The sequence below is a fragment of the Pseudomonas sp. BNK-30 genome, from assembly GCF_047456185.1.
GTDB lineage: Bacteria > Pseudomonadota > Gammaproteobacteria > Pseudomonadales > Pseudomonadaceae > Aquipseudomonas > Aquipseudomonas putida_E.
Genome location: NZ_CP179904.1, coordinates 1,932,293 through 1,946,196 on the forward strand (window position 1 = coordinate 1,932,293; position 13,904 = coordinate 1,946,196).

The 13,904-nt window shown below is 63.7% G+C and carries 12 protein-coding genes, 1 pseudogene and 1 riboswitch; of the genes and pseudogenes, 9 read left to right on the forward strand and 4 right to left on the reverse strand.

From position 1 onward, the window contains the following. The first annotated feature begins 5 nt into the window (after positions 1-5). The 5 genes from ACMGGN_RS09010 to asnB are packed head-to-tail and all read left to right on the forward strand — an operon-like array spanning position 6 to position 4,905. Complete coding sequence (locus ACMGGN_RS09010) at positions 6-413, forward strand: hypothetical protein (protein ID WP_046786173.1); 408 nt, start codon at positions 6-8, stop codon at positions 411-413. After that, positions 410-694 (forward strand): acyl carrier protein, encoded by a 285-nt coding sequence (locus ACMGGN_RS09015; RefSeq protein ID WP_251962720.1) that lies wholly within the window; start codon positions 410-412, stop codon positions 692-694. Before ACMGGN_RS09010 ends, ACMGGN_RS09015 begins: the two co-directional genes overlap by 4 nt. Next, entirely contained in the window at positions 691-1,677 is a 987-nt protein-coding gene (locus ACMGGN_RS09020) for an AMP-binding protein (RefSeq protein WP_251962721.1), read from the forward strand. The genes ACMGGN_RS09015 and ACMGGN_RS09020 overlap by 4 nt, the downstream gene beginning before the upstream one ends. After that, entirely contained in the window at positions 1,674-3,059 is a 1,386-nt protein-coding gene (locus ACMGGN_RS09025) for an amidase (protein ID WP_279931683.1), read from the forward strand. The genes ACMGGN_RS09020 and ACMGGN_RS09025 overlap by 4 nt, the downstream gene beginning before the upstream one ends. Positions 3,060-3,069: 10 nt before the next feature. Continuing rightward, positions 3,070-4,905 carry an asparagine synthase (glutamine-hydrolyzing) gene (asnB, locus tag ACMGGN_RS09030; protein WP_414156683.1) on the forward strand — a complete coding sequence of 612 codons (1,836 nt, stop codon included), beginning with the start codon at positions 3,070-3,072 and terminating at the stop codon, positions 4,903-4,905. On the opposite strand, the gene ACMGGN_RS09035 is transcribed toward asnB, so the two are convergent. Further along, positions 4,894-5,865: a LysR family transcriptional regulator gene (locus ACMGGN_RS09035; RefSeq protein WP_046786177.1), complete on the reverse strand. Its 972-nt coding sequence runs from the start codon at positions 5,863-5,865 to the stop codon at positions 4,894-4,896. The two genes, asnB and ACMGGN_RS09035, sit on opposite strands and share 12 nt — an antisense overlap. A gap of 269 nt (positions 5,866-6,134) precedes the next feature. On the opposite strand from ACMGGN_RS09035, the pseudogene ACMGGN_RS09040 reads away from it, so the two are divergent. Both ACMGGN_RS09040 and ACMGGN_RS09045 read left to right on the forward strand, forming a co-directional pair. Then, a pseudogene (locus ACMGGN_RS09040) lies at positions 6,135-6,755 on the forward strand (SDR family NAD(P)-dependent oxidoreductase); the annotation flags it as partial. Next, positions 6,750-7,859 carry an SMP-30/gluconolactonase/LRE family protein gene (locus ACMGGN_RS09045; protein WP_371316877.1) on the forward strand — a complete coding sequence of 370 codons (1,110 nt, stop codon included), beginning with the start codon at positions 6,750-6,752 and terminating at the stop codon, positions 7,857-7,859. The pseudogene ACMGGN_RS09040 and the gene ACMGGN_RS09045, both read left to right, overlap by 6 nt. Here ACMGGN_RS09045 and ACMGGN_RS09050 read toward each other — a convergent pair. The 3 genes from ACMGGN_RS09050 to ACMGGN_RS09060 form a co-directional block, all read right to left on the reverse strand. Continuing rightward, the gene (locus ACMGGN_RS09050; protein ID WP_174141186.1) at positions 7,849-8,799 is read right to left on the reverse strand and encodes a site-specific integrase; all 951 of its coding nucleotides are present in this window, start codon (positions 8,797-8,799) and stop codon (positions 7,849-7,851) included. The genes ACMGGN_RS09045 and ACMGGN_RS09050 overlap by 11 nt on opposite strands. Before the next feature lie 63 nt (positions 8,800-8,862). Then, positions 8,863-9,735, reverse strand: coding sequence for a phosphate/phosphite/phosphonate ABC transporter substrate-binding protein (locus tag ACMGGN_RS09055; RefSeq protein ID WP_414156684.1), 873 nt, complete (start codon positions 9,733-9,735; stop codon positions 8,863-8,865). Beyond that, on the reverse strand, positions 9,723-12,050 hold the full coding sequence (locus ACMGGN_RS09060; protein ID WP_115274771.1) for an EAL domain-containing protein: 2,328 nt from the start codon (positions 12,048-12,050) through the stop codon (positions 9,723-9,725). Before ACMGGN_RS09060 ends, ACMGGN_RS09055 begins: the two co-directional genes overlap by 13 nt. Positions 12,051-12,255: 205 nt before the next feature. Beyond that, a riboswitch (TPP riboswitch) is annotated at positions 12,256-12,369 on the forward strand. Between the two features lie 78 nt (positions 12,370-12,447). On the opposite strand from ACMGGN_RS09060, the gene ACMGGN_RS09065 reads away from it, so the two are divergent. Further along, the gene (locus ACMGGN_RS09065; RefSeq protein ID WP_196996336.1) at positions 12,448-13,095 is read left to right on the forward strand and encodes a TenA family protein; all 648 of its coding nucleotides are present in this window, start codon (positions 12,448-12,450) and stop codon (positions 13,093-13,095) included. A 2-nt stretch (positions 13,096-13,097) separates the two neighbouring features. Then, complete coding sequence (gene tenA / locus ACMGGN_RS09070; protein ID WP_046786182.1) at positions 13,098-13,757, forward strand: thiaminase II; 660 nt, start codon at positions 13,098-13,100, stop codon at positions 13,755-13,757. Positions 13,758-13,904: the final 147 nt, after the last annotated feature.

Sequence of the window (13,904 nt, forward strand, 5' to 3'; positions counted from 1 at the left end):
CCGCCATGCCCACCCTCACTGTTTGTTGTGCACCGCTGCAAGCGCTGGAGCGCAAGCGCCTGGCGCTGGCCTTTACCCGCCAGCTCAAGCAACTGGGCGCCGACACCGCCCATTGCATGGTGTTCTTTAACCCGTTACCTGAGGCCAGTGTGTTCAGCGCCGGCATGCCGATGCCCGTTGCCGACCGCGACGGTGCACCGGCGCAGTTCCATGTGCGCATCACCCTGTCACAGGCCCGCGACCGGCAGGCTCACCAGGCGCTGGCTGAAGGCCTGCACGGCTGCCTGCGCACGCATTACCCGAATGCCTTCATCTACCTGCACTTCGACCCGATCCTGCCCGAGCACGTGTTCTTCAGTGCCGGAGCGGAATTGACCAACGCTGCCCATCAACAAGGAAAGACCGGCTCGTGAACGACCTCAGCATTGAACAGCGTATCCGCCACACCCTCGGCCAGCTGCTTGGCGAGCACGTCGACGCCATCGATAAACGCGACAGTTTTCGTGACTTTCTCGGCGAACGCTTCGACAGCCTCATGGCTGTGGAAGTGATCACCGCCATCGAGGGCTGCTTCGACATCGAAGTGGACTACCTCAGCGATGATGTGCGCTTCTGGTTCGAAACCCTGGAAAAGATGGAGCAATTCGTCGGGCAAAAACTGGAAGATCAACTGACCCTGCAGGCCACCGAGTGAACGCCGAGCATCTGTTTACCACCTCCGGCTCAACCGGTGCGCCCCGGCAATGGCTGCGTAGCCAGGTGCAGATGGAGCACGAGGCGGCCCTGATTCTCGGCCGTTGGGCGCCCGATGCTCGGGAGATTTTCTCGTTCGCGCCGGTCAGCCACAGCTACGGCATGATCCTTGGCGAGGTCGGGTCGCGGGTTTTGAACGCCCAGTTGCACGCCTGCTCGCTGGAGCAGCAACGCATGCCAACGCTCGACGGGGACGGTCCGTGCGTGATTCTCGCCATTGCCAGTACCTGGCGCGTGCTGCCGGCGCTGCTGGCCCGGCTGAGCGCCCGGCGTGCGGTACTGGTGGTGCACAGCGCCTCGTTGCTGCCGCCGGGGGCTCTGGCCACGGTGCAGCGCCATGCCGGGCCACAGGTGCGTTTCGTCGAACTGCTCGGTTCCACCGAAACCGGGGCCATGGCTTACCGCGAGCTGGACGCTCACAGGGATGCAGAGCAGCCCTGGACCCTGCTGAGCGATGTGACCCTGCTCAGCCCCCCGGGCCAGCCCTGTGCGCTGCACGTGGCCAGCCCGCGCATCGCCCGCCAGCCGTGCCAGGCACACGCAGCAGCCACGCATTGCTGCGATGACCAGGTATTGGTGTTGGACGAACAGCGCTTCCAGTGGCTGGGGCGGGCCAGCAGCCTGATCAAGGTCAATGGGCTGCGCGTCGACCTGGCCCGTTTGGCAAGTGATCTAGCTCAACGCCTGGATTGCCCCAAGCTGGCCTGCGTTGCCGTGGCCGATGCGCTGCGCGGCGAAGCGTTCGAGGTGCTGTACAGCTGCGACACCCTCACCGAGCACGCGGTGTTGGAGGCATTTCGCCAACTACCGCCAGGCCATCCATGGCCGGTTGCGGTACGCCGTGTCACCGACCTGCCTTTGTCCGCCACCGGCAAGCCTCTGCCGTGGGCGGCTTCCACTTCTGTCAAGGAATACACCCCATGAACCACGTTGACACCCAAGATGCCATCGCCCACTACCTCAGCAACTGCGGCGCCGACGCCACCCACGGCCGCGAGCAGCCCGAATACCTCGGTCTGAGCCTGCGCAAACGCCATGAAATACTGCAGCGCAACCCCGCCATGGCCGCAGACTGGGCAGCGCAGTACGCACAATGGTCCGTGCATGCCGACAGCCACTACCGCTGCCTGACCAGCACCCGTGAGGTCGAGGCACCGTGGTACCGCCTGGGGGTGAAGGACACTGTCGACGTGCAAGGCTTGCCGACCCGCCTGGGCTTGCGCAGCTACCGCCACTACCCCCAGCGCAGCGCCGAGGCGCTGACCTTCCTCGACCCGCGCATCGCCCTGACCTGCAAGGTCGCCACTACCGAGCTGAACATTGCCTTTGGCGCCGGGTGCCGTAACCCGCGCTTCCCGAGCATCGATCCGTCTGGTTCCAGTACCGGTTCGGCGGTGTCGGTGGCGGCAGGGCTCTGCGATATCTCGTTGGGCACCGATGTACTCGGCTCGGTGCGCTGGCCGGCCTCGCACTGCGGCATGGTCGGCCTGCGCATGACCCAGAAGGCCGAGAGCCTGGCCGGGGTGTTTCCGCTGTCACCGCGCATGGACGCACTGGGCTGGGTCGCCCGCAGCGCCGATGACCTCGACCTGCTGTTCCCGTTGCTGGGCCTGGAGCCACTGCTCGGCCAGCAACAGCCACTCAAAGAGCGCTATCGGGTCGCCATGCTGGAGCACGCGCTGGACCCGGCGCTGACCAGTGCGGCCATGCTCGACATGCTGGGCCAGGCACGCAGCGCACTGGCAGACCTGGACATGGCGCCCGCCGAAGTCGCCATGCCGGACCTGTGGGCCTGCCGTGGCGACGCCTGGCAACTGTGCGCACGGGATGCGTGGCTGGCCTCGGCTGCCTGGGCACGGCGCTTTGACTGCGAGCTGCACTGGTCGACACTCAGCGCCCTTAAAGTGGGTGAGGGCGTCAGCGACGCTGACTACCGGCGCATCCACCAGCGTATGGACAACATCCGTTCGGGTATCGACGCCTGGTTCGACAACGCCCAAGTGGATTTCGTGGTGTTCCCCATGGACCCCAACCGGCCATTCGACCGGCGCAACCCGCAGCCAGGGGACTCGACCATCCCGTCCCCGGCAGACGAAGGCTATGAGCAGAAGATCAGCTTTACCCCGCTGGCCAGTTTCAGCGGCCTGCCGGCCATTACCGTGCCGATTTGCCTGAGCGCCGACGGCAAGGCGCCGCTTGCCGTGCAGATCATGGGCCGGCGTGACAGCGAGCGGCAGTTGCTGGATATCGCCAAGCGCCTGCAAGCCCTGACCGGTCTACTTCCAACCCGTCGTCTTCAGGTGTAAGGAGCACAGCATGTGCGGAATCACAGGCTGGGTGGACTACACCCGCAACCTGACCCAAGCTGGCGAGGTTATCCGCGCCATGACCGATACGCTGGCACTGCGCGGGCCGGATGCCAGTGGCAGCTGGCAGCATTGCAATGCCTTGCTGGGCCACCGGCGGCTGGCGATCATCGACCTCAGTGGTGGCGTTCAGCCGATGACTTACCGCTGCGCCAGCGGCGAGGAAGTCGCGCTGATCTATACCGGCGAGGTCTACAACCACGACGCACTGCGTGAGCGCCTGCGCAAGGCGGGCCACCAGTTCCATACCCGCAGCGACACCGAAGTGGTGCTGCACGCTTACCTGCAATGGGGCGAACAGTGCTGTGAGCACTTGAGCGGCATGTTCGCCTTCGCCGTGTTCGACGGGCGCGACGGCCACTTCCTGCTGGTGCGTGACCGGCTGGGGGTCAAGCCGCTGTACTACGCCCACCACCAGCAGGGGCTGCTGTTCGGTTCGGAAATCAAGGCAATCCTGGCGCACCCGGAGTTTGCCAGTGCGCTGGATGTAGTGGGGCTGGTGGATGCCCTGAGCCTGTCGCGCGGTACGGCGCGCACGGCCTTGCGCGGGGTCAGCGAACTGCCGCCGGGGCATCGCTTGTCCTGGCGCCCCAACGGGCGTCCCAAACTCAGCCGCTACTGGCAGCTGCAGCGGCGCGAGCACCAGGATGACCTGCCCGATACCGTGGCACGCACCCGAGCGCTGCTCGGCAAAGCGCTGGGCGAGCAGTTGCACGCCGACGTACCGGTCTGTTCGCTGCTCTCCGGCGGGCTGGACTCGACCATCCTCACGGCTATGGCGCAACAGCGCCTGACGGCAGAACAGGGGGGCAGGGTCAATTCGTTCTCGGTGGATTTCGTCGGCCAGGCCGAGCAGTTCCAGAGCGACACCTTCCGCCCGGAACGCGATCAGCCCTACGCGCTGGCAGCTGCCGAACACATTGGCAGCCAACACCAGACCATCCTCATCGACAACGGCGAACTGGTGGCCGACCCTGCGCGCAGCGCGGTGTACCGGGCCAACGATTCGGCGGCCACCTTCGGCGATGTGGACACCTCGTTGTACTTGCTGTTCAAGGCCATCGGCCGCCATTCAACAGTGGCCATTTCCGGCGAGGCAGCCGATGAAGTGTTTGGCGGCTACGCCTGGTTCCGCGACCCGCAGGCGCTGGCGGCGCAGCGTTTCCCGTGGCTTTCGCGCATGCAGTTGCTGCAGCCCGAGCTGATCAACCCGGACTTTAACAGGCTGTGCGACTTTGCCAGTTACCAGGACGGTTGCTATCACCAGGCGCTTGACAGCGTCGAGCATTTGCCGGGCGACAACCCGCAAGAGCGGCGCATGCGTGAGATCTGCCACATGCACCTGCAGCGCTGGCTGCCGATTCTGCTCGACCGCAAGGACCGCCTGAGCATGGCTGCCAGCCTGGAAGTACGCGTGCCGTTCACCGACCATGAGCTGGTCGAGTACGTGTACAACGTGCCGTGGTCGATCAAGGGCAAGGACGGTGTGGAGAAGTGGCTGCTCAAGCAGGCCTGCGCCGATATCCTGCCAGCGCCCGTACTGCAGCGACGCAAGAGCCCTTATCCGACTTCGGCGAACCTTGCCTATGAACGGTTCCTGCGTGAGCGGGCCCGGCACCTGGTGGAGCAGGCGGGCAGCCCGGTGTTCCAGGTGATCGACCGTGTGCGGCTGGGCGCTGAGCTGCGCCAGCCTGAAGGGTATTTCAATTCACAGCTGCGCCGTAACAACCTGGAGACCGCTCTGGCACTGGATGCCTGGCTGCGCGAATACCGCCTAGCGGTGTAGTTCGTGCTTGTCGCTGCCATCCAGAATCAACGGTTGCTGGATGGTATCGACAAACCGCCGTGGCGCCCCCAGGTCGAGCATGGATATGAAACTGCCCAGGGCTGGGGAGGCGTTCTGTATGTTCCAGTTCATGTACAGCCCCATGGTCGGCGTGGGCTGGTCCTTGATCGGCCGCAGAGGGCGAAACTGCACGCGCTCGCGCAGCGTCGAGTAGGCAATCGATTCAGGCACCAGGGCAACGCCGAAACCGCAGGCCACCAGCCCGATCAGGGTATGGATCTGCGCCGCTTCCTGCACCACCTTGGGGTAGAAGCCTGCCGATTCGCACAGCGCAATCAACTGGCTGTGGTAACCGCTGCCAAGCGCTTGCGGGGTGAAGACGAAGTCCTCTTCGGCAAAATCCCGCAGGTCGACCACAGGTTGATGCACCTTGGCGTGGCTGGCGGGCAGCGCCATGACGATCTGCTCGTTGAGCAGCAATCTCGATTCGATGGTGTCTGGGGGCATCGGCAGCTTGCGCATGAAACCGATGTCCGCTTCACCGGCCATCAATGCCTTGGCCTGGGAGGCCGAAGGCATTTCGCGGATGGTCAGCCGCACGTTCGGGTAGATTTCGCGGAATTTCTTCAGGGTATTGAGCAGCGACTCGTAGTAAGCGATGGAAATGGCGGTGATGGTCAGCTTGCCGCAGATGCCCTCGGACACATTGCGGGCGTATTCGATGCCTTGTTCCAGCTCCTTGAGGGTACGGTAGGCGGTTTCCAGGAAGGCCATGCCTGCGGCAGTGAGCTTGACCCCGCGCTTGTTGCGCAGGAACAGGCTGAAGCCCAGCTTCTCTTCGAGTCGGTTGATCGCCTGGCTCAGGGGCGGCTGTGCCATGTGCAGGCGGATGGCTGCCTTGTGAAAGTGCAGCTCCTCGGCCACGGCAATGAACTGCCTGAGCAAACGTGTCTCGATCATTCTACGTTCCTTCATCGAGTCGAACGGGGGCCGGGAAAGCGTTCTCCGGCGGCCGACCCTGCAAGGCGGCCATGATAGTGCGTGGCATCGCGGCGACAAAGCCTCTGCTGTAAACGGCTCATCCGGGCTTGACATTGCCGGTCGGGGTGCATCGGAAGGTGGCGGGTCTCAGGTGATATCCAGCAGATATCAAAGTTGCATGCTTTTAATATTAAGTCATTGATTTTTTTATTGTTATCGTAAAAAAGGAGAATCGGAAGGGCTCTACAATGCCAAGCACAGACCCATTCAAAGATAAAGTCGCCATCGTCACCGGTGCCGCCCAGGGCTTGGGCCTGGATTACGCCATGGCGCTGGCCGCGCGGGGAGCGCGGGTAGTCATCAGCGACCTGGGCACTGACCGCTCGGGCGAAGGTCAGAACCCGGCGGCGGTCAGCGTCGCACTCGAAACCCTGCGGGGCCAGGGTCTCGATGTGGTCGCTCATGTCGGCCACCTGGAAAACGAAGAAGAATGCCGCGAACTGGTGGAGCTGGCCATCGCGCATTTCGGCGCGCTGGATATTCTCATCCACAACGCCGGTTGGGTCGATTACCAAGGCATCGAGACACAGGAACAGGCGTTTCTCGATCGCGCACTGGGCATCAGCGTGCACGCCCCGGTGTGGCTCGCCAAGCATGCCTGGAAGCACCTCAAGCAAGCCGAGGCACCACGCATAGTCCTCACCACCTCGGACCGCGCCATGTATCAACGCTATGCCCAGCCAGGCCTGGTCGCCTACTCGGCGGGCAAGATGGCCCAGGTGGGCATCATGAACGCCTTGAGCATGGAAGGGCTGGAACACGGCATCCTGGTCAATGCGGTCTCGCCGGTGGCCAAAACCCGGATGTGGGGCGTGACCCAGCCGCCGGAAGAGCTCAAGCCGCAATGGGTGACACCGGGCGTTCTGTACCTGGCCAGCCCGCTTTGCCGGGATACCGGGTACATCCTGCGTGCCAGCAATGGCCAGTTCACCGCCACGCGTTTCAGCGAGAACAGCGGGGTGAGCTACCCGCGTGACCTGGCGCGGGTAGAGGCTTCCAGCCTGGGCGAAGTGGCCGAACGCTGGAGCCTCATCAAGGAATGTCACTACGTGCCGACCAAGGTCGCCAACACCCGTGCCGACCTGGGTGAAAGCCCTGTGTGGGACGCGCGCACGGGCGCGTTGTATTTCGTCGATATCACCGGCGGGCGGATTCACCGGCTGCTACCGGATGGCGAGGTCGAGAACCTCTATGAATCCGCTGCACGTATCGGTGCCTTGGCACTGACCGACCAGGGCAACCTGATCTTCACCGAAGATGCCAGCGTTGCCATTCTGGATATGTCGTCTTGCAAGGTGCGCCAGTACTCGGCGCCGGTGCATCACCGCCCGAGTTACCGCTTCAACGACGGTACCTGCGACCCGCAGGGGCGCTTCGTCACCGGGCTGATGGATGAGGGGCCAAGTGGCAAGACCGGTGCGCTGCTGCGCTTCGACGGCGAACTGCACGATGTGGTGATCCATGACGGCATGGCGCTGCCCAATGGCATTGCCTGGTCGGCCGATGGCCAGACCGTGTTCTTCGTCGACTCCGCTGCACGCTCGATCTACCGCGCCGAGTATCTGCCCGAAGGGCGCCTGGAGCAGGTCAGCCTGTTCGCCGAGACGCCTGCCGAACTGGGGCGCCCTGACGGTATCGCGCTGGATCGTGAAGGCGGGTTATGGGTGTGTCAGTTCAATGGCAGCTGCCTGCTGCGCTATGACCGCGACGGCCATTTGACCGAACAGGTAGTTATGCCGGTGCCGCGCCCGACCAGTTGCTGTTTCGGTGGCGATGGCATGAGTACGCTGTACATCACCACCGCACGGGTCGGCATGTCGCCGACTGAACTGCGCCACTACCCGGACGCTGGCGACCTGTATGCGATTCGCCCGGAAGTGGGCGGCATTCCCCGCTATGCGTTCAAGGAATGAGCACTTGCCCCTGGCTGGCCGGTAATACGGCCAGTTCGCCAAAACGCTGAGCCGAGTCGATATAGCGCAACGCCGATTTGGCATCCTTCCAGCCCACGTAACTCATCAGCGACTTCAACTCCCAGCCGTTGGCCGTGGCCCAGGTGGCAAAACCGCGGCGCAGGGAGTGGCCGGTGTACAGCGCCGCCGGCACGCCGGCCCGTTCGAGCATGCGCCGCAACAGGCCGACCAGGCTGTTGCTGTTGAGCGCTGTGTCGCTCAGGTTGCCCCAGCGGTCGAGCTTGCGAAACACCGGGCCGTGGGCAATGCCCGCCACTTCGAGCCACTGCAGGTAGGCTGCGACCGGGCACAGCGCCTTGAGTGCCGGGGTGCGGTGCTGTACGCCAAGCGCTTCACGGTCACCTTTGCTGCGTGGCAGGAACAGGCTGATACCCACGCCGGCTTCGGCCTGGATGTGTTCCACGCGCAGGCGCGCCAGTTCGTCACCGCGAAACCCACGCCAGAAGCCCAGCAGCAACAGTGCAGTGTCACGCCGGGCGCGGCGCAGTGCTGGCAGGTCATGCTGCTCGCGGGCCAGCCTGGCCTCTTCTTCAAAACGCTCGACAGCCGTCTGCAGGTGCTGCAACAGCAGCGGTGCGGCCTGTTTCGGCGGCGTCGGGTGCAAGGTGCGGATACCGCGCAGTACCTGGCGTACCAGCGGTGCCTTGGTCGGGTCGGGAAAACCTTGGCTGATGTGCCATTGGCTGAGGGCCGCAAGGCGCTGGCGCAGGGTGCTGACCGCATGCTGCCCGGCGTGATCGGCCAGGTAGCGGGCAATGCTGTCGGCAGTGGCGGGGAGAAAACCGCCCCAGTGGGCTTCGAAATGCTCGATGGCAGCCTGGTAACTGCGCCGGGTGTTGTCACGGGTGGCGGCGCGGACGTAGCGCTCGATGTCGGTCATGTGAGGGGGTGTCAGCGTGTGTTGCCGACACAATAAACCCTAATGACTGATCTGTCCTCTGACTCAGCGCGGTATCGCGGCATCCATCATCTGGCGCAGCGGCGCGTACTGGGCCTGGCTCACCGGCACCAGCCCACTGGCACCCTGGGCGGTAACGAAGGCCGCCAGGGCTTCGGGGTCATCCAGCATCGCCTTGCGGATTCGGCTTTTCAGGGCCGGGCACAGGCGGGCACTGAACACGTATGGGTCGTAGTAGATCGGCTGCGACCGCCACTGCACCGTGAGCCTGTCTGGTGCCAACCCATGCCGGGCCAGGTAGGCGTCGGCCCGCTCGCTTGCAACGAACGCGGCATCGACACGGCCCTGCAGCAACGCGTCCAGCGCTTTGTCATGAGTACCGGCATACACCAGCGAGCCAAAGAACTGTTGCAATGGCGCCCCCACCTGGCCTGCAAATTCGACGCTGGGCACCAGGCTGCCTGAGGTGCTGGCCGGGTCGCTGAGGGCCACGCGCTTGCCCCGCAAAGGCTCGACCCCCTCAAGGCTGCCGGCGCGGGTCAGCAGCAGTGCCTGGTAATGGCTGCCTGCAGCGGTGTAAGGCCCGCCACTCAAGGTGAAGGTGGCAAAGGGTTCTATACGTGGGTCGCGGCGTTGGGCAAGCAAATAGGACGCAGGGCCGAGGCGGGCGATGTCGGCACCGCCGGAAACGATGGCATCGACCACGCTTTCGTAGGACGCGGCGATCACCAGTTCCACCGGCACCCCCGCTGCGTGGCTCAGTCGTTGCAGCAACACTTGATGCTCGCGCATCATGTCTTCGCTGCTTTTGATCGGAATGACGGCCAGGCGCAAGCTGTGGGGCGTACAGTCGGCCAGCACGCTGGTTGCCAGCAACTGGGCAAACAACAGGCCGGCGAGGGCCGTCAGAGCACGCATGGCTTTTCCTCCCTGTTGTTGAAGGGTGGGTAGTCGCGCAGTTGGGCCGGCGACAACGGTCGGCTGAAGTGGTAGCCCTGGGCGATATCGCAGCCGGCGAGTTTCAGGCACACCACCTGTTCGCGGGTTTCTACGCCTTCTGCGACAACCTCCAGGCCCAAGCGCTTGGCCAGAATGATGGTTGATGAGACGAACGGGCTGTCGTCGTAGCTGTTGGACAACGGTGCGATCAGCGAGCGGTCTATCTTGAGCTTGCTCAGTGGCAGTGATTGCAGGTGAGCGAAGCCGGCGTAGCCGCGGCCAAAATCGTCAAGGCTGATGCCCAGACCTGCTGCGCGCAAACGGTGCAGGTGACCGACAGCCGTTCCTTCAGGGTCGAGAATGGTGGTCTCGGTTATCTCCAGCTCCAATTGTTGCGGGGCGATGCCGTAGAGCTGCAGCTTGGCCAGCAGGCGGGTACTGAAATCGGCTTGGCGCAACTGCAATGCCGACACATTCACCGCAAGGCGGTTATCGCGACCGTGAGCATCCCAGCGCGCCAGTTCTTCGCAGGCCAGGCGCAATACTTCCCAGCCCAGTTCGATGATGAAGCCACTGCGCTCGGCCAGGTCTATGAAACGGTCCGGGTAGAGCAGGCCGAATTCCGGGTGCTCCCAGCGTACCAAGGCTTCGTACCCCAGCACGCGCTGGGTATCCAGGCGAATCTGCGGCTGGTAGTGCAGCACGAACTGGCGCTCGGTCAAGGCGCAGCCAAAAGCCTGTTCCAGGGCAAAGGCCTGGATGTCGGAGAGGTTCAACGATGGGTCGAAGAAGCGGTACTGGGCGCGCCCGGCCTGCTTGGCCGAATACATGGCCGCATCGGCACAGCGGATCAGGCTGTCGATGTCCTGACCGTCGCGCGGGCAGATGCTGACGCCCACGCTGGGGCTGGTATTGACTTCCTGGCCATCGAGGGCGTAGGTAGCCGACAGTTTCAGCACCAGTTCGCGTACCCAAACATTGATCTGCTCCTCGCTGCGCTCACCGGCCAGCAGCACCACGAATTCGTCTCCCCCGAAGCGCGAGGCCTCATCACCAGGCTCAAGCAGGCGCTGGATGCGCCCGGCCACGGCCTGCAGCAGCAAGTCGCCGATCTTGTGGCCGAGCGAATCGTTGATCGACTTGAAACGGTCCATGTCGATGAACAGGATCGCCATCAGCCGGCGCTTGCCACGTTGGTGGGTCAGTGCAAGGCCTGCTATTTCGACGAACTGGCGGCGGTTATGCAACCCGCTGAGATGGTCGGTGGCGGCTGCATGGCTGCTACGCCGGTGTTCGTCTTCCAGGCGCCCGATCAGTTGCTGGTTGACCTGTTGTGCGTGCTCAAGGGCACTGAAGGCTTCCTGGCGCTTGCGCAGCAGGCGCAAGGTCCAGGCCAGGCTGGCAAGGATCATCAGGGTCATGCTCAGGTTCAGCCAGAACTGGCGCGAATACGCCAGGGCAGAGGCCGCGAGGATTTCGTCGATGCGCTGGCTGACGATGATGCTGAAACCGCGCTCGTCGATACGGCGGTAAAGGCTCTGATACGAGTGGCCTGCGGCAAATTGCACCAGCCGGCCCGTCTCGCTGCCCGGTGCTGGCAGGCCGGGTTCGAAATCGTCGCCGGCCACGACCACACCGCTGGTATCGATACGCAAGCGTTCCTGGCCATCGTCCTGCTGCAGGCGCATCAGCCCGGTATCGCCCAGGTCGATGTGCTGGAACAGCACGGCGAGATAGCCAATGTCGAGCTGCACTACCAGAATGTTGTCGATTTCTCGGCCTGGTACATTGGGCAGCGGCAAGAGGAAGGGCAGGCGCCAGCTCGGCATGGCGGGCGGGGTGAAGCCCGGTTCGACGCGTGGCAGGAAGGGTTTGAAGCCGTAATGCGCGACGTGCAGCTTCAGCTGCTGCAACCACTCTTCCGGCAGGTGGGGAGCTTCATCGGTATGGCTCGCCGACAACAATTGACCGTGCCTGTCATACAGGCTCATGCGTTTGAATACCGGGTCTTCGGCCAGCACCCGGGCCAGGCTCAGGCTGCCTTGGCGCATCATTTTCATGTCGTCCTGGGTGACACGGCCTACGGCCTGGGCACGATCGACCAGTTGGCGCAGGCTTTCAGCGACAATGTTGGCGAGGTTCTGGTGCTCGGCTGCCTTGGCCGTCAGCGCATCCTGGCGTGCGGCGGTCTTCTGGCTGAAGTGCAACCCCCAGAGAAAGGTCAGGGTGGCTGCGCAGAGCATCAGGATCAAAAGGCGCAGAAGGCCTGCTGACGAGAGAAAACGGCGTATCACGACTGGTATTCCCGACCCTGGGTGAAGCCCGAAAATACGACAGTAAAATGACAGGCTAATGACTGGTGGCTATTGGCCTCTATGATTTTCCCTGTTGCGCGTTGGCGTTTGCAGCCAAGCCATTCGGGCTGACTGTGCGAGCCAGAATGGCTCCAGCCCAGGCGTTTTGCTTCGTGACAATGCCCTTGAAGGTGCGGTATACCTGCTCACCACCAAGGGGAGCCCGGCAACGGGCTGAGAAACCGCTGGCATTGCAGCGCGGTGACCCTTAGAACCTGATCCGGATCATGCCGGCGAAGGGATGGGACTGCCGACCTGCCTTTTTGCCGGCCTCACTGCGAGGCCGCTCCATGCCCCACCGTAACGGCCTCGCTGTCACCCTATGGAGTGCAGCATCATGACCGAACGTTTTTCCCAAACCTTGCGCCGCCAGAACGAGGCGACCTGGTCGGCTGCAGTCGGCCACCGCTTCGTCACTGAACTGTGCAACGGCAGTGTGGCGGACCCGGTCATGGTCCGCTACCTGGTACAGGACCACCGTTTTCTCGACAGCTTCCTGACCTTGCTCGGCGCCGCCATCGCCACTGCCGATACCTTCGAGGCACGCCTGCGTTTCGGCCGTTTTGCCGGGATGATCAGTAGCGATGAAAACACCTATTTCCTGCGTGCCTTCCAGGCGCTGGATGTAAGCCCGCAGCAGCGCGCCGAACCCAAGGACACCGTGCCGACCGCAGGCTTCAAGGCCATCCTGCGCGAAGCCGCAGCGACCCGTTCCTATGCGGCGGCGCTGGCAGTGCTCAACGTTGCCGAAGGCCTGTATCTGGATTGGGCGCTGAAGGCACCAAAACCAATGCCGGACAACTTCGTCCACGCCGAGTGGATCACCCTGCATGACAACGCGGCATTCCAGGACTTCGTCGCCTTCCTCCAGGCCGAACTGGACCGCGTCGGCCCGCAGGAGCCGGCACTGGCCAGTGACTTCTACCAGCGCACCGTGGCGCTTGAGCTGGCCTTCTTCGACGCCATCTACGATCAAAAGGCCTGAGCATGGATATCTTCGAGCGCCTGAAGGCCGCCACTGCGCCCCAGTGGTCGAGCTATGTAGACCACGCCTTCGTTCGGCAGATGGGTGAGGGCACTTTGAGCGAAGACGCGTTCCGGACTTACCTGGTGCAGGACTACCTGTTCCTCATCCAGTTCGCCCGTGCCTGGGCGCTTGCCGCTTATAAAAGCAGGCTGCCGGCCGACATCCGCGCGGCTCAGGCTGGCCTGGCTGCCATCCTCGACGAAACCGAACTGCACCTGCGCCTGTGCGCCCGCTGGGGGTTGTCGCAGGCCGATATCGAGGCCGCGCCGGAGCACCAGGCCACGGTCGCCTACACCCGTTACGTGCTTGATTGCGGCGCCGCCGGTGACCTGCTCGAACTGCATGTGGCGTTGGCGCCCTGCGTGATCGGCTACGCCGAAATCGGCCGCACGCTGGCTGCGCACATCGGTGACCTGAGTGATCACCCTTACCGTGAGTGGATTGGCGAATACGCCGGCGAGGGTTACCAGAGCGTGGCATCCGCAGCACGCAAGCACCTTGATGAACTGGCAGCGCGCAGCATGACCGAGCAACGGTTCGTGGAACTGGCGGCAATTTTTGGCCAGGCTTCGCGGCTGGAGGCCGACTTCTGGCAGATGGGGCTGGATGGGGCTGCCTGAGCCAATTCAGGTTTTGTGCCGGTTCAATCGGGGCCGGCACAATGTGACCGGCAGGTCGTTCAGAGGATGTGCCAGGACGGTCCTGGAATAGGGGCTACTGTTTCGGTCACAGGATAATCACGGGGCCTTCAGCGCGGCCGCCCCGGT